This window comes from Sphingomonas sp. GW821-FHT10F11 (assembly GCF_058809095.1).
This window is the reverse complement of record NZ_JBXASH010000003.1, coordinates 265477-280161: the sequence shown is the minus strand read 5'-3', so window position 1 is coordinate 280161 and position 14685 is coordinate 265477. Positions and strand designations below refer to the sequence as shown.

At 64.7% G+C, this 14685-nt stretch carries 19 protein-coding genes; 3 read left to right on the top strand and 16 right to left on the bottom strand.

The window, feature by feature from the left end; genetic code table 11:
* Position 1: 1 nt before the first annotated feature.
* Positions 2–1090, top strand: coding sequence for an EscU/YscU/HrcU family type III secretion system export apparatus switch protein (locus tag AC1RT8_RS11745; protein WP_493075827.1), 1089 nt, complete (start codon positions 2–4; stop codon positions 1088–1090).
* The gene (locus AC1RT8_RS11740; RefSeq protein WP_493075826.1) at positions 1087–3117 is read left to right on the top strand and encodes an FHIPEP family type III secretion protein; all 2031 of its coding nucleotides are present in this window, start codon (positions 1087–1089) and stop codon (positions 3115–3117) included. Before AC1RT8_RS11745 ends, AC1RT8_RS11740 begins: the two co-directional genes overlap by 4 nt.
* Positions 3118–3193: 76 nt before the next feature.
* Here the strand turns inward: AC1RT8_RS11740 and AC1RT8_RS11735 are convergent, their stop codons facing one another.
* Positions 3194–3571 (bottom strand): hypothetical protein, encoded by a 378-nt coding sequence (locus AC1RT8_RS11735; protein ID WP_493075825.1) that lies wholly within the window; start codon positions 3569–3571, stop codon positions 3194–3196.
* Here AC1RT8_RS11735 and AC1RT8_RS11730 point away from each other — a divergent pair.
* Positions 3557–4291, top strand: coding sequence for a tetratricopeptide repeat protein (locus AC1RT8_RS11730; protein WP_493075824.1), 735 nt, complete (start codon positions 3557–3559; stop codon positions 4289–4291). The two genes, AC1RT8_RS11735 and AC1RT8_RS11730, sit on opposite strands and share 15 nt — an antisense overlap.
* Here AC1RT8_RS11730 and AC1RT8_RS11725 read toward each other — a convergent pair.
* The 15 genes from AC1RT8_RS11725 to fliF form a co-directional block, all read right to left on the bottom strand.
* Complete coding sequence (locus AC1RT8_RS11725; protein WP_493075823.1) at positions 4284–4508, bottom strand: hypothetical protein; 225 nt, start codon at positions 4506–4508, stop codon at positions 4284–4286. The genes AC1RT8_RS11730 and AC1RT8_RS11725 overlap by 8 nt on opposite strands.
* Before the next feature lie 131 nt (positions 4509–4639).
* Positions 4640–5206 (bottom strand): tetratricopeptide repeat protein, encoded by a 567-nt coding sequence (locus tag AC1RT8_RS11720; RefSeq protein WP_493075822.1) that lies wholly within the window; start codon positions 5204–5206, stop codon positions 4640–4642.
* Between the two features lie 4 nt (positions 5207–5210).
* On the bottom strand, positions 5211–5906 hold the full coding sequence (locus AC1RT8_RS11715) for a sigma-70 family RNA polymerase sigma factor (RefSeq protein WP_493075821.1): 696 nt from the start codon (positions 5904–5906) through the stop codon (positions 5211–5213).
* A 35-nt stretch (positions 5907–5941) separates the two neighbouring features.
* A complete protein-coding gene (gene fliP / locus AC1RT8_RS11710; protein WP_493075820.1) occupies positions 5942–6553 on the bottom strand; it encodes a flagellar type III secretion system pore protein FliP in 612 nt (203 codons plus the stop codon).
* Positions 6554–6651: 98 nt separating this feature from the next.
* Positions 6652–7029 (bottom strand): hypothetical protein, encoded by a 378-nt coding sequence (locus tag AC1RT8_RS11705; RefSeq protein ID WP_493075819.1) that lies wholly within the window; start codon positions 7027–7029, stop codon positions 6652–6654.
* Positions 7029–7325 (bottom strand): FliM/FliN family flagellar motor switch protein, encoded by a 297-nt coding sequence (locus AC1RT8_RS11700; protein ID WP_493075818.1) that lies wholly within the window; start codon positions 7323–7325, stop codon positions 7029–7031. Before AC1RT8_RS11700 ends, AC1RT8_RS11705 begins: the two co-directional genes overlap by 1 nt.
* A gap of 9 nt (positions 7326–7334) precedes the next feature.
* Positions 7335–8120, bottom strand: a complete 786-nt coding sequence (locus AC1RT8_RS11695; RefSeq protein ID WP_493075817.1) for a FliM/FliN family flagellar motor C-terminal domain-containing protein — start codon at positions 8118–8120, stop codon at positions 7335–7337.
* 25 nt (positions 8121–8145) lie between these two features.
* On the bottom strand, positions 8146–9324 hold the full coding sequence (flgF, locus tag AC1RT8_RS11690; RefSeq protein ID WP_493075816.1) for a flagellar basal-body rod protein FlgF: 1179 nt from the start codon (positions 9322–9324) through the stop codon (positions 8146–8148).
* On the bottom strand, positions 9324–9770 hold the full coding sequence (locus AC1RT8_RS11685; protein WP_493075815.1) for a flagellar hook assembly protein FlgD: 447 nt from the start codon (positions 9768–9770) through the stop codon (positions 9324–9326). Before AC1RT8_RS11685 ends, flgF begins: the two co-directional genes overlap by 1 nt.
* On the bottom strand, positions 9761–10594 hold the full coding sequence (locus AC1RT8_RS11680) for a hypothetical protein (protein WP_493075814.1): 834 nt from the start codon (positions 10592–10594) through the stop codon (positions 9761–9763). The genes AC1RT8_RS11685 and AC1RT8_RS11680 overlap by 10 nt, the downstream gene beginning before the upstream one ends.
* Positions 10591–11040: a hypothetical protein gene (locus AC1RT8_RS11675; protein ID WP_493075813.1), complete on the bottom strand. Its 450-nt coding sequence runs from the start codon at positions 11038–11040 to the stop codon at positions 10591–10593. The genes AC1RT8_RS11680 and AC1RT8_RS11675 overlap by 4 nt, the downstream gene beginning before the upstream one ends.
* Positions 11033–12370, bottom strand: a complete 1338-nt coding sequence (locus AC1RT8_RS11670) for a FliI/YscN family ATPase (protein WP_493075812.1) — start codon at positions 12368–12370, stop codon at positions 11033–11035. The genes AC1RT8_RS11675 and AC1RT8_RS11670 overlap by 8 nt, the downstream gene beginning before the upstream one ends.
* Positions 12367–13050 (bottom strand): FliH/SctL family protein, encoded by a 684-nt coding sequence (locus tag AC1RT8_RS11665; protein WP_493075811.1) that lies wholly within the window; start codon positions 13048–13050, stop codon positions 12367–12369. Before AC1RT8_RS11665 ends, AC1RT8_RS11670 begins: the two co-directional genes overlap by 4 nt.
* Positions 13047–13430: a hypothetical protein gene (locus AC1RT8_RS11660; RefSeq protein ID WP_493075810.1), complete on the bottom strand. Its 384-nt coding sequence runs from the start codon at positions 13428–13430 to the stop codon at positions 13047–13049. The genes AC1RT8_RS11665 and AC1RT8_RS11660 overlap by 4 nt, the downstream gene beginning before the upstream one ends.
* A complete protein-coding gene (fliF, locus tag AC1RT8_RS11655) occupies positions 13417–14682 on the bottom strand; it encodes a flagellar basal-body MS-ring/collar protein FliF (protein ID WP_493075809.1) in 1266 nt (421 codons plus the stop codon). The genes AC1RT8_RS11660 and fliF overlap by 14 nt, the downstream gene beginning before the upstream one ends.
* Positions 14683–14685 lie beyond the last annotated feature (3 nt).

Here is a 14685-nt window from a genome sequence, read left to right as displayed (position 1 = left end):
CATGGCCGAGGCAAGCCCCGAACAGAACAAGAGCGAAGAGGCGACGCCGTTCAAGCTGCAGCGCGCCCGCGAAAAGGGCTCGGTCGCGCGCGGGGTCGACCTCAGCTTCTTTGCCGGCCTGCTCGGCCTGGCCGGTTTTCTGACGATCGCGGGTGAAGAGACGGTAAGCCGCCTCGCGCAGATGATGCACCGCGCGCTGGCCGGCGGCATCCGGAGCGCCGGCGACCCCCACGAGGCGGTCGGCCTGGCCGCGACCACCTATTGGCCCACCCTGCAGCCGATATTGTTGTTCGGCGGGACGATCCTCGCGATCGTCGGCCTTCTAGAAATTATCCAGCTTCGCGGCTTCGTGTTCAGCACGCAACCGCTCAAGCCGGATTTCAGCCGGATCAACCCGGCAAAGGGCATCAAGCGCCTGTTTTCCATGCGGCTCCTGAAGGAAGCCCTCAAGAGCGTCCTGAAGATGACCGTCTATTCGGTCGTTGCCGTGCTGCTCGTCCGGGCGGCCATCTCGGGCGCCGGCAGCGCCATCACCGATGCGGGCAGCCTCGCGCAGGCGATGCGGACCGCCGGCATGCGCATGCTCTGGGTCTTCGTGGTACTCGCCTTCTTCTTTGCGATCCTCGACCAGACCCTGACGCGCGGCGAATTTCGCAAGCAGATGCGCATGAGCCGCCGCGAAGTGACGAGAGAGAGCAAGGAGCGCGAGGGCGATCCGCGCCTCAAGCGCAAGCGCAAGCAATTGCATGCCGAGTTCGTCAAACGCTCTGCGGGGCTTGGCGCACTGCCGGGGTCGGACATGCTGGTGGTCAATCCCGAACATGTCGCGGTGGCGCTTGCTTATGACGGATCCGGCGGCAACGCTCCGGTGGTGCGCGCCAAAGGGCGCAACCTGCACGCCCAGTTGCTGAAGCGCCGCGCCTTCAACCTGGGCATTCCCATCTTCGAAAGCCCGGTGCTCGCGCGCGCTCTTTATGCGGACTGCGAACCCGGGCGAGAAATCGGCGAAGACCATTATCACGCCGTGGCCGAACTCTATTTCAAACTGCGCTCAGGTGCCGCCGACCGCACCGACAAGGACGTCGAATGATCAACCGGATTCTGCGCAACAACAAGGACCTCGCGCTGGTGACGGCGATGGTCCTCATCCTGGTCATCCTCTTCTCGCCCATCCCGCCGGCGATGCTCGACCTGGCGATCATCACCAATTTCGGCCTGGGCCTGACGATCCTGCTGCTGACCTTCTATGTCGGCAAGCCGGTGGAATTCTCGACCTTCCCGTCCTTGCTGCTGGTCGCGACCCTGTACAGGCTCTCTCTCAACGTCGCGGCGACGCGTCTGATCCTGACCGGCGGCAGTGCGGGCGACGTCATCGCGTCGATCGGGACATTTGCGGTCCAGGGCAATTTCGTGATCGGGCTGGTGGTCTTCCTGATCCTGGTCGTCGTCCAATATGTGGTGGTGACCTCGGGTGCGCAGCGCGTCTCCGAAGTCGCGGCCCGCTTCACGCTCGACTCGATGCCCGGCGCGCAGATGAGCATCGACGCCGATCTCAACATGGGCCTGATCGACCAGAAGGAGGCAGTCCGGCGCCGCGAGGAACTGGAGAAGGAAGCGAGCTTCTACGGTGCGATGGACGGTGCCAGCAAATTCGTGAAAGGCGATGCCATCGCCGGGATCATCATCCTGCTGATCAACATCATCGCGGGCTGGATCGTTGGCGTCGTCCAGATGGGAATGGCCTGGGATGAAGCGCTGTCCCATTTCACGCTCCTGACGATCGGCGACGGCATCGCAACCCAGCTGCCGGCGCTCATCATCTCGATCGCGACCGGCATCATCGTGACCCGCTCGTCGGCCGACCGCGAGCTCAGTACCGAGGTGTTTCGCCAGCTTGCCTCGGTGCCCCGAATCCCGCTGATCGTCGCCGGCGTCTTGATGGTCCTGCTGCTGCTGCCGGGAATGCCCAAATGGCCGATCATCGTGATCATCGCGCTCTCGTTGTTCGGCTGGCACCGCGCGCGGCGCGCGACAGCCGCCGCCGCGACCGAACAACTGATCGAGGAAGCGGCGGGTGCGCAAATGGGCGCCACCAGCCACGCCCCTCCGCTGGAGATTCGGCTCGGCGCCGACCTGGGGGAAGCCTGGAAAAGCCAGGAACCGATCATCATGGACCGGATCGCAAGCCTGCGCCGCCTGCACGAGCAGGATTATGGCATCGGGTTCCCGGCCGTCCGGGTGACGGATGGATCCGCGCTTGGTGCGCTCGAATATGAGATCCGGCTATTCGGGTCGCGATTTGCGATCGCCGAGGTTCATCCGGACCGGATGCTGGCGATCCGCCAGGACGAGACCGGGAAGAGGGTGGAAGGCATCGAGACACGGGACCCCGCTTTCGGGCTGCCCGCATCCTGGATCGAGCCAGGGCAGGAAGCGTACGCGCGGGACATGGGCCTTCGCGTGATCGATCCGGTCACCGTCCTGGTCACGCATTTCGGCGAGATCGTCCGGAGCGAGATGTCGACGCTGGTCACCCGCGCGGTGGTCGTCAAGATGCTCGAGGAGGCGCGCGCGCTGCAACCGGGGCTGGTCGAGGAACTGATCCCCAACGGTCTCGCCATAGCGGACGTGCAGCGGGTCGTGCAGAATCTGCTGGCGGAAGGGGTTTCGGTCGCGAACTTCGACCTGATGCTTGAGCATCTCCTTGATCTGGCCCGGACGCAGAAGGACCCGGCGGAACTGACCGAGCTGATAAGGCAGCGCCTCAGCTACGCGATCTGCCACCAGCTGCGCGGCAAGCACGCCGATCTCGCAGTGCTCAGCCTTGATCCGCGGATCGAGAACCAGATCTCGACCAATATCAACCAGGGTGGCGCGTCAGGATCGATGCTGGTCGAACCGCGCCTCGCCGAGCAGCTGATCCGCAAATTATCCTCGATGGTGGAGGCGATGCATCATGATGGCCGCGCACCCGTTCTGCTGTGCGGCCCTGACCTGCGCCGCCACTTGAAAGCCTTTACCAGGCGCAGCATTCCAAAATTGTCGGTGCTGTCCGTGAACGAGATACCGATGCGCATCAACCTGCGCTCATTCGATGTCGTGCGCATCGAGACCTGACATGGCACAACACGATATCGAAAGCGGTCACGAAAGGACCAGGATGACCCAGGTGAACGCGACGATGGAGAGCCGGTTAACGAGCCTCCTGGCCATGCTTGAAACCGACCCCGGCAATCTGATGCTCCTCGCCGACACGGCCGAAGCCGCGCTCGACGATCGCCGGCCCGATATCGCGGAAGAGCTCCTTGCCCGCTACGCCGACATCGCCCCGCTTCCGCCACGCGAGATCAATCTTGCCGGCATCGCGGCGTTGCAGGCGCGTGCGTTCGACAAGGCGGCTGCGGCTTTTGGCGCCTTGTTCGAAACAGGCGCGCACGATCCTGGTGTCCGCTTCAATCTTGCCTGGGCTAGAGCCAATCTGAAAGAGTTCGAGGCAGCGCTTGAGGTGCTCGATGATGATGCGGCTCGCGCCCTGCCACAGGCAGCTGAGCTTCGCGTGCAGCTGCTGCATCAGCTCGGCGAATTCGAGGCCGCCGGTACTGTCGCCCGACATTATGTCGAACTCTTCCCCGATCATCGCGGGCTTATGGCGGCTGTCTCGGTCCTGGCTCTCGACATTGACGACGAGCAGTTGGCCGCAGCGTGCGCGGCAAGAGCCGGCGATCATCCCGATGCCCTGACGACGCTGGGAACGCTCGCGCTCGGTGACGACCATGCGACCGATGCGCTCGATATCTTCGAGCGGGCGATCGACGGCAATCCCAATCTCCCTCGTGCCTGGATCGGACGCGGTCTCTCGAAGCTGATGACCGGGCAGTCGGGCACCGCGGCCGCCGATATCGACAAGGGTGCCGAGATGTTCGGGGATCATCTCGGATCCTGGATCGCGGCCGGATGGGCCTATTTCGTCAACGGCGACCAGGTGACGAGCCGCGCTCGTTTCGACCATGCACTCGAACTCGATCCGACATTCGCTGAAACGCACGGATCGCTCGCGGTGCTCGACCTGCTCGCCGGCGACCTGGACGAGGCGCGCCGGAAAAGCGACGTCGCGCTCAGGCTCGACCGGCAATGCTATTCTGCGGCGCTTGCAAAGTCCCTGCTTGCGGCCAGCAGCGGTAACCATGAGACCGCGCGGCGAATCTTCGAGCATGCCGCACGCACGCCGATCGACGGCAGCGGCCGCACAATCGGTCAGGCCCTGGCGAAGATGGGAATGGGACTCAACTAGAGGGTTCCGATAGCTGCCGCATCGCCTGATCGAGCAGGGCGGGACCTTCGGGCGATTCGCTGATCATCCGCAGCACATCGCCGGCGATCGCCTCGAAGGCCGGATCGTTTCCCAGCGCTTCGCCCAGCTGCCGGACCAACAAAGTCCTGACCAGCGCACGCCGCAGATCCTCGTCCGAAAGCCCGTCTCGCGCCGCCATCGCGCGCAGTCGTGCCATGGGTTCGGGCGTTGCGCCCTGGACAGCTGAGCCCGGCGCGCGGCGCCTCGATCTTTCCTTGCCGAGCTTGCTGAGTTGCTCCTGTAGCAGCAGGAGAACATGGTCGGCGCTGGAGACGCGTGTCATACTGCTTAGTTCGGCCGGCGACCGGCGAACTGGTCGAGCAGGAAGCTGGTCGCCGATGCGGTCGGCTCGCCATCGCCGTCCGCAGGCCCATCGCGCTGAATCGCGGCCACCTGGTCGATGATCAATTGCATATCGCGGTTGAGCGCCGGGTTTTCGTCATTGGCCGCAATGCCTTCCGCGAGACGCGCGATCGTCTCCGGAAATTCGTCGCGGATGAGATGGGTCAGCCCCCCGACGAAGAAGCGAAGATAGTGACCTTCCGGCAATAGCACGATGGGGCCCCAGGTGGTCAGGGCATCGACTGCTTCCCCCGATGTGAGCTGGAAGAATCCGAGCTGGAACCGAGCAATCGCGAAATCCGGCGCCAGATCCACCGCTTTCTTCAGCGAGGAAAGTGCTTCGATCGGCCTACCGATCGAGGCAAGGAGCGATCCCCGCAGGAAATGGAGCCGCGGGTCTTCCGGATAGGAACCGATCAGCCGATCCACGCGAAGGATTTCGTCACGATCGTCGGACTGGATCGCCGCCATCAGATCTTCCAGGTCGGCATCGTCGCACAGGCCGGTCGTCATTGCTTCATCCCCTTGTCCTTAAGCGCTTGCGCAACCGCTCAAGCGCGGCGCGGTGCAATTGCGACACCCTGCCCCGGCTTACGCCCATCAACTGGGCAACCTGCGCAAAAGGTAGCCCATGATCATAATGCTGGCGAACCACGATCGCTTCGCTCTCGGGCAATCGCGCGACCTCGTTCACCAGCAGCGTCTGCGTTTCGCGCCAGGCCAGGCTGTCATAGGCGCTCGGGCGCGTATCGATGGTATCGGCGCCATTGATGAGGCCTGTGCCTTCGAGCATGAGACCTATCGCAAGGCCGACCGCAAGCTCCGACAGGGCGGCAAGCGCATCGGACCCGGATCTGCCGATGGAGCGAAGCCTCTCTTGTTCCACGCGGTGCCGGTGGCTGAGTTGCGCATCGACCTCGCTCAGGGTCGCGATACCATCGGCGATGTTGCCGCTGATCCGCCGGCGGGCATAGGCCCCGAATGGGACACCGCGAAGGGGATCGTACCGGTCGATCGCGTGCAGCAGGCCCTCGCAGGCGAACTGGTCGAAATCACCGCGATCGAGCCTCTTCGTCATGCGCTGCCGGAACAGCCGGCCGGCAATGGCTCGCGCGAGCGCGAAATAGCGGTTGAACAAGGTCTCCCGGCATTTCAGGTCGTCCTCGAACCGGAACCGCCGCCACAACGACGCTTCGGCCCGTACCGGGTCCACCACAAGGTCCAGTCCGGTTGGGTCCCTCGCCTGCATCACCGGAAGCTTCCGAGAACCCCTTGCAGCACCAGGCTCCAGCCGTCGATCAGGACGAACATCAGCAATTTGATCGGCAGCGAAATCGTCGCCGGCGGCACCATCATCATGCCGAGCGACAGGAGGATGGCCGAGACCACCAGGTCGATCAGCAGGAAGGGCAGCAAGATCACGAAGCCGATCGTGAACGAGACACGAAGCTCGTTGAGCATGAATGCGGGCGCGAGCTTCATGATCTCGACCTGCTCGGGACGGTCGGGTGGCGTGGCGTGCGCGATCGCGTAGATCGCCTCGATGTCCGCATCGCGAGTCTGGGCAAGCATGAAATCGCGCAGCGGCGCCGACCCCTTCTTCATCGCTTCCTCGACCCCGATCCGGTTGGCGAGCAAGGGCTGGATCGCGGTCGAATTCACGGCAGTGAGCGCAGGCGACATGACGAACGCCGTCATGAAAAGCGCCAGGCTGACGAGCACGGGATTGGGCGGGGTTTCGGGCATGCCGAAGGCGTGCCGCACCATCGACAGCACGACCACGATCCGTACGAAGCTGGTCATGCAGATCAGGATCGACGGGATCACCGCCAGGAGAGTCAGGATCAGCGCTGTGCGCACGACGTCCGAAGATAGGCCGAGGCCTGGTGTCGTCGCCCAGGCCGGTGAGCTGACGAGAAGAGGTATGGCCGCCGCACTCGCGCAGACGGCACGTCGCGTCAGGCGCATGGCACGTCATCCCGACGGGGAACGGCCTGATCGCGCAGAACCTGCGTACCGCCCGGTTGAAGGACCAGGAGATATTCGCGGCCGCCCTGGCGGACCAGGCAGATATCGGCATGTGGGCTCAACCGGCGCGTCTCGACGATCTGAATCTCTCTCGCGCGCGGCTCCATCCTGGCGAAGAAGCCAGCGAGATCGATCCTGCCGCTGCGCTGGCGAATCAGGAGGATCGCGAGGGCCGCGATGATGATGCAGATCACGAAGGAGATGACGATCCGGCCGAGCGAGACATCAATCGCCCCGCCACCGCCCAGCCGCGCCGCATGGGGCTGCGCGACGCTGGCGACCGCCAAAAGAGCAGCGGCGAACGGCATCAAGAAGAGATTTCGGTCAGCCGCACTGCGAACTTGTCGCCAACCGCGACCAGCTCGCCGCGCGCCACGGCAACACCGTTGAGACGCAGCTCGACAGGCGCGTTGAGCGCTGCGTCAAGGGTGATGACGCCACCCTCCTTGAGCGCGCTCAACTCCGCCACCGTCATTCTCGCGCTGCCGAGAAAACCGTCCAGCGTCACCTCGACGGCATCGATGAGCTTCGTATTGATTCTACGAACCGGCGCGTTCTGGGCAGTGGCGGGCGCAATACCTGGCTTGATTTTCTGATCGGTCACGTGTGGCGGTTACCTGATTGGGAGTTCGAGAAGCTTGAGCTGAAGACGGTCGTTCGATTGCTCGACCGAACACCGCCCGCCCTGGGTCTGGCCATCGATCGCAAGCGGCAGGGACGAGTTCGTATCGCGGTCGAGCACGAGCACGTCACCAGCGCTGAGTTCGGCCATATCGGCAAGCGTGAGTTGGCAGCGCCCAAGCAGCGCTGCGACCGCTATGGATTGGGCAGCGAGGCCAGAGGCGATCGATTGCAGTGGGCTGCCGGGAAACGGGGGGATCAGCGCGGACTTGATTGATGCAATGAGAAGATCGGTGCCGATGACGAGGCGAAGGGGTGGATCTTTTCCATTGACACCGATGCTGCATCCTCTTGGCCGATCGATCGAGGGCAACAATCCCGAATCCGGCTGACTCCAACGCGTGTCGCCCGGCAGGCGAAACATTTCCGCAAGGCGCCGGCACAGATCGTCGAGACACGCAGAGGCGAGATCGCCGACTGTCTGACGATCCGCATCCGTCAGCGTCGCTTCATCGATTGGCCTGCCCAGCATCGCGGAAGCGATCGCGATGCGCGACGCGTCGGGAACAGCGATCGCCAGATCCTCCTCCAGGACCAGCCAGCCAACTCCGTCAGCGCTCGCCGCGAGCGGCGCCAGAGGGGCAATCGTCCCGAGCGGTCGCATATTCTGACGGGCGAACCATTTGGCCGACCATTGCCGCGTCAGGTCGGCGAGCAACTGCTCAACGGCGCAGCCTTCCAATGCCGCATCGGGCAGCCAGGATCGATACAGACGCAACACTTAATCCTCGATCTGGCTGACGTCAGCCCTGGCCCCGGATGCCGAACAGTTGCTGGATCATGTCGTTGGTCACGCTGATGATCTGCGACGATGCCTGGAAGCCACGCTGGATCAGGATCAGATCGCCGAATTCGCGCGACAGATCGACGTTCGACGCTTCGAGCGTGCGCGATTTAACCAGGCCGACGCGCGGATCGGTGCTGGCCAGCAGCTGGCGCCCTGCCCCGCCCGTATCGGAGAACAGACCACCGCTCCGCTGCTCCAACGCCTGGGGATCGCGGAAATCGGCGACGGCGACCGCACCCAGCTGCTTCTTCTGCGCGTTCGAGTAGCCGATCTCGAGCTCGCCATCCTTGTTGACCGACAGGGAGGTGATGGTGCCGACCGCATATCCATCCACGGAGGCCGCGCTCAGGGTGGACGTATTGCCGCCCGCATAGGAACCGATGCCGGTCATGTCTAAGGACACGGTCCATCCTGAGGTGGTGAAATCCAGCACGGGGGTCGTCGGATCGATGGCGCCATTGACGATCGTGAATGTCTTGGGACTGCCCCCGACCTGAGCGCCCTTCTCATCGGTTACGGTGACCGTCCATTGACCGGCGCTGTTCGCCACCCGTTCGAACTTGGCCTGCCAGACATGCTGGCCGCCCTCCAGGTCGACGACCTTGATGTTGCTGACGAGCTGGGGGATGGTCGAATCCGCCGAGAGATTGTTCGCGAGGACGATCTTGGTGGTCGCCTTTGGCGGATTGGTGCCCAATTGATCGATCGACAGGCTGACCGGCCGGCCAGCTGAATCGAGTGTCGCGAGGCGATAGTCGGATCCCGACAGGACGATATAGCCCTCCTGGTCGACTTCGAAGCTGCCGGTGCGCGTATAGGCGATCTCATCCCCGCGCATGAGCATCAGAAAGCCGCTGCCGTCGATGGCAAGATCGAGGTCCCGATCCGTCTGGCGCAGCTCGCCCGAGCTCATGTCGAACACGGTGTCGCCCATCCTGACGCCGTGTCCCGAGGATCCCTGGCCGGCCGAATAGGAAAGACCACCATTCTGCCTGGTCCCGAACAGATCGGTGAAGGAGACCGTCGAGGACTTGAACCCTTGCGAGTTCAGGTTGGCGACATTGTTGCTGACCTGCTTCAACCCGCGCGAATACGCATTGAGCCCGCTGAGCCCAATATAGATCGACCCAAACATCATTGTTCTCCTTCGCGAATTTGCGAGATGCTGCCCAGCGATATGCCACTGATCGTGCGGTCGTCGCCGGTCTCGATGGTGAGCAACGGGCTGCCATTGTCGAAGGCGATCGCCGTGACCTTGCCCGTCACGATGCTTGATCCGGCGCTGATATCGACCTCGCGGCCGAGCAGGCCCGTCGCCTGCGTATTGGCCTGGGCGGTGACCAGTGTCGCTAGCCGCTCATTGGTCGTCTGGCCGATCTGGATCTGCGAGAACTGCGCGAGCTGGGAGACGAACTGGAAATTGTCCATCGGCTTCAGCGGATCCTGATAGGTCAGCTGAGTCAGGATGATCTTCAGCAACGCATCGAAGCCGAGCCCGAACGCCGATGTCGCCGTCTCCTGCGATCCTGTTCCGGCCGCCGCCGTCGCCGATGTATCCGGCGAAATGGCACCTACCTGCATGTCTGGGGATCCTCTTCTGTCGGGCCGTAACCATTCACTTCGATGTCGCGCCCGACGAAACCGTGGCGGGACAACAGACCCGCGATCCTGTCCCGCAGCCGCACGCGTTCCGACCGGCCGAGTTCGTCCAGCCGCGCAACCACGCGCAGGCCCTGTTCCACCTCCTGGACCGATAGCTGCGGATTGGACCCTGCCCCCTCGCGTGCGCCCTGACGGGAAAGCAGCGCCCACAACCGCGACCGTGACGCCACGATGCGTGCCTGCGCACCACCATTGCCTTCAGCAAATTGTGGCTGGGCCACCACGGCCGCTCCGTCGGCGGCGCGTGCCATAAGCCCCCGAGCCGCCGGCGCGGCCCTACCTGTCACCTGGCCCTGCCCGGAAACCGCGATGTCCGATTGACCAAGAGGACATGGCCCGGCCGCGCGAATATCCGCTGTCTCCTGCGCTAGCGTCGATACCGGCAGAGCATCGAGCCCGGCAACCGATGGACCCGCGACCGATGATGCAGCGTCAATGGCGGCCCCTGCATCGGCAGCAACCTGGTCGCGTTCAGGAAGCCCCTGAGCGGCATCCGATGTCGCCCCCTGGAAAAGCCCATGCTCGTTGAAGATGTCGGCGCCGACATTCGCCTGAGGCTGGTCGCCAGGCTCGTGCGAGACAGCGTCCCCGAGAAACGCCGATGGCTTGCTCTGGGCGTGCAAATCCCTCAGCAGGTCACCGAAGCGTGTCGGAGCGACGCGATTGCCGGGGGCCGACGGGGGCGGGACCGGCGGCGACGCGGGCATCGGCCGAGGCAGGAAAGGGTTCAGCACGACCGTCATCGCGACACCCAGACATAGCTAACGCGGTCGGAAAGCTCCCCAAGACGTTTCTCCTCGCGATCCCGGCTCGCATCGCGCCGGGCACGATCAAGACTGGCTTCGGTCAGCTTCACTCGTGCCTCCGACAGGCGCCAATCGTCTTGGCAACGCAGATGCGCACTCTCAGCGGCACGGTGGTCCTCGACGGCTTGGTCGGCGATGGCTTCGCGCGCCACCAGACGGGCAGCCAGGGCCCGCGCATAGTCGGGCGCGAAGCCCGGGCGGGCGAGGAACGCGAACCAGTCGTCCTGCGCGGCGGATACCCCTTCGCGCGCCGCCCCTTCCCTTGTCCGTGCCTCCGATGCGCCGTCGCGCGCTGCGGCGAGCGCCGCATCGGCGGCCGCCCGCCGGACGCGCTGGACCTCGACCAGTTTGACGATCTGCCGCGGATCGTTGCGCCTACGCATTGACGCGTACGCCATCCACAAGGCCCCGCAGCCGCTGAACCGTCTCGTCCGGCCGGCTATGGTCGCGCCGGGCCTGGCGCAGGAAACTCCCGAGTGCCGCCCTCGCCGAAATCGCGCGATCGACCGCTGGGTTGGTGCCGCCCTTGTAGACACCGCTTTCGATCATGACGCGCGCCTCGTCATAGGCGGCGAGCATGCCGGTCGCCTCGCGCATTGCCATCGCCTGGTCGCCCGACACGAGCCGTTCCGACTGGCGGCTGATGCTGCGCGCGATATCGATCGCCGGGAAATGGCCCTGTTCGGCAAGGCTGCGCGACAGCACGATATGTCCGTCAAGCAGCGATTTCATGAGCTCGACGATCGGATCGTCGACATCGTCGGTTTCGCTCAGCACGGTCATCACCGCGGTGATCGCGCCGCCGCTTCGCACGGCCCCGCACCGCTCGACGATACGCGGCAGCGCGGCAAAGACATTGGGCGTATAGGCCCGGACCGTGGGGGGGGCACCGGCCGCCAGCCCGATCTCGCGCAGTGCCATGGCCATGCGCGTGACCGAATCCACCATCAGCACGACATGCTCGCCCCGCGCCCGCCAATAATCGGCAAGGCACAGCGCATATTGCACGGAGCGTACGCGCAGCGCAGCGCTCTCGTCCGACGTCGCCGCCACAAGGGTGAAGCGCGGCGCGTCCGGGCGTGCCGAAAGCAGACTCCACATCGCTTCCACCTCGCGGCCGCGCTCGCCGACCAGGCATATGATGCAACGGTCGCTTGCGATCTGGGTCGCCATCTGCTCCATCAGGCTCGTCTTGCCGACGCCGCTCGCCGCAAAGACGCCGATGCGCTGGCCAACGCCAAGCGTCAGGAGCCCGTCGATCGCCCGCAATCCGGTCTCGAGAATGCGGGAGGGATCGGCCCGCTCCATCGGCTTCGGCACCGTTCCGTCAAGTAGCATGGCTGCGGCGGCGGGGATCTCGGCACCGCCATCGATGGGCCGCCCCAGTGCATCCACCGCACGCCCCGCAAACCCGTCTCCGACCGGCACCCGGCGGTGACGTGACCGGGCGACGACCTTCGCGTCCGGCCTGATCACCGCGCCGGACTCAAGCGGGATGAGCACGATACGTCGTTCGTCGACCGCCACGATCTCCGCCGGCATCCAACGGGCGCCCTGACCATTCTCCCGCTCGCATTCGATATCGCAAAGATCGCCTGGCGCCGCGATGGGCCCCGTCGCTTCGACGACACCCGCCGCGACCTTCCGCACATGACCATAAGCGGGCGCGAAATCAGCTTGCTCGAGCCGGTGCAGGAACATGTGCTGCTTCATGCGGCAGGGTCCGTGGCCAGCGTCTCGAAGAAACGATCCAGCTCGCGCCACTGCGGCCGGATGCCCAGGTCGATATGGCCGAGCTGCAGATCGAGCCTGCAGTCGCCCGCGTAGAACGCGGGGTCGGCAACGACATCGATCGAGCGGATGCCCGCGCCTGCCCGAAGCGCGTCCAGCGCATCGGCGTCCGGAAAATCGTGCGCGCTCACCCGAATGCCGACGATGCTCCCGCTGCGCAAAGCGCGCACGCGCAAGGCAATGGCGCGGGTCACGAAATCCGCGAGATCGGCACTTTCGCCAACGACCTTGGCTAGGGCCGAACGCGCCAGCATGGCGGCCAGCGCATCGAACTCCCCGAGCCTTTCGTGCCAGGCGGCCTCGGCCCTTTCGACCCCCTTCTCGATCAGGGCGAGCCGACGCGCCATATCCTCTTCGGCCTCGCGAAGGCCTTCTTTCCGGCCCGCCTCTCGCGCTTCCTTCTGTGCACGCTCGGCAAGCGCGCGCGCCTCGATCAGCGCCGTCTGAAGCCTTGATATCTCGTCATGGGCCTCATCGAGCGCGAGTTCGGTTTGCGAACGGGCCGGTGCAACCGGACCTTCGCCACCGGCGCGGCGCGGCGCGGCGGTAGCCAGCGACCGAACGAGGGCGCCCGCGGACGCAGCCTTGATGAGCCCGGTCATGGCCTCACCCTTCGCGGCGACAGGAACCCGCCCATCGCGTCGAACAGGGAGCGCCCGGTGGCGCCCTGGTCTGGGCTGCGCGGACGATCGTTGCCGAAGACCCCATCGGCACTGCGCAGCAATGCCTGCCGCGTTGTGGTCGTCAGGCGACCTGCCTCGCCGTCGTTCGGTCCGGCCCGCGTTTGCTCGATGAGCAGAGCGAGCCAGGGAGAGAATCGATCCGCTTCGATCGACTCCGACGCGCCAAGGCTATCGCCGCCTCGGCTTGCGAGCATCTGCCTTTCGACCGCGCTGAGCGACCGCAGGATCGCGGCCCGCGCACGCGGGGTCATCGCTTCCAGTTCGAGCACAAGGCTTTCGATCGAATCAGAGCCGGGCATCGTCGACTTCCGCCAAGCCAAGCTGCCGTCTGACCCGGCTGACAAAGGCATCTCGTTCGTGCGCCGATATTCCGGGATGGCGCGCACGCACGACCAGTACGGCCGTGAGGCCTGCCAACAACAGAGCAAGCGCCAACATCCACCAGGAGAACTCCTTCTTGAGTTCCGCCGGCATTGAAGCGCTCGAAGTCTCGTTCCGCCTCAGATCGGTCGGCACCGCTGGAACCGCCGCGATCGCCGGCGCCGGTGCTGGCGCCGTCGTCGGACCAACCTCGAAGACAAGACTGTCGCCGCGCTGCTCGTTCAGGCCTGTTGCCACGGCGACCGCGCTCCGCGCCATGGCCTGATCTTCGGCGTTCAAGGTCGTGAGCGTCAGAACGGTGACGCGTAGCTGGAAATTGCGTTGCCCATCCATCGGGGCACCGCCCTCGCCCGACGCAGGGCTTTCTGCGGAGCCGGCTCCAGTGCCCTGATCGAGCGCCAGGGTCCGCACGTTGAATTGCAGGCCGGGCATCAACTTTGCGAGCGCTGCCTTGGCGCGCGCACTGTAATAGTTCTGTGCGGCGGTCTGCTCCTCAACCTCCGCAGTCGGTATCGCTTGCGTCGCGGGCGCTTGGCTGATGATACGCCCGTCACCATCAAGCACGACAACGTCGCCGAGCGGAAGGTCGGGCACCGCCGACGCGACCAGCTGCTGGATGCCTGCCACCCGGTCGGGCGTGAGCGGTTGCCCGAGCTTCGTGAGCACCTCGACGGCTGCCTTAGGCGTCGAGCGATTGCCACGAAACAGTGATCGCTCCGGAATCGCCAGATGGATGCGTGCGGTTTCGATCCCGTCCATCATCATGATGGTCCGTGCCAGCTCACCCTGCAACGCGCGCTGGTAATTGATCTTCTGCGCGAAGTCGGTGAGTCCCATGTCCGATTTGTTGAACAGCTCGAAGCCGACCGAACCCTTCAGGGGAATATCCGAGCCCGCCACCGCGAGCCTGACATTGTCAGCCTGGTTCGACGGTACCAGGATCGTAGCGCCGTTGTCGGCCAATCGGTGGGAAATGCCCTTGGCATCCAGCTCGGCGACGATCGCCGACGCATCGGCCGGCTTCATGTCGGTATAGAGCACCGCATAGTCAGTACGCAGGAACAGATAATATCCCGCGAGCAAGGCAAGGCACAACGCGACAAACAGCACGACGAACACGCGCCGCTGGCTTGCGAAAATACCCGAGCGAGGAGTCGCCTGATCTGCCATGAA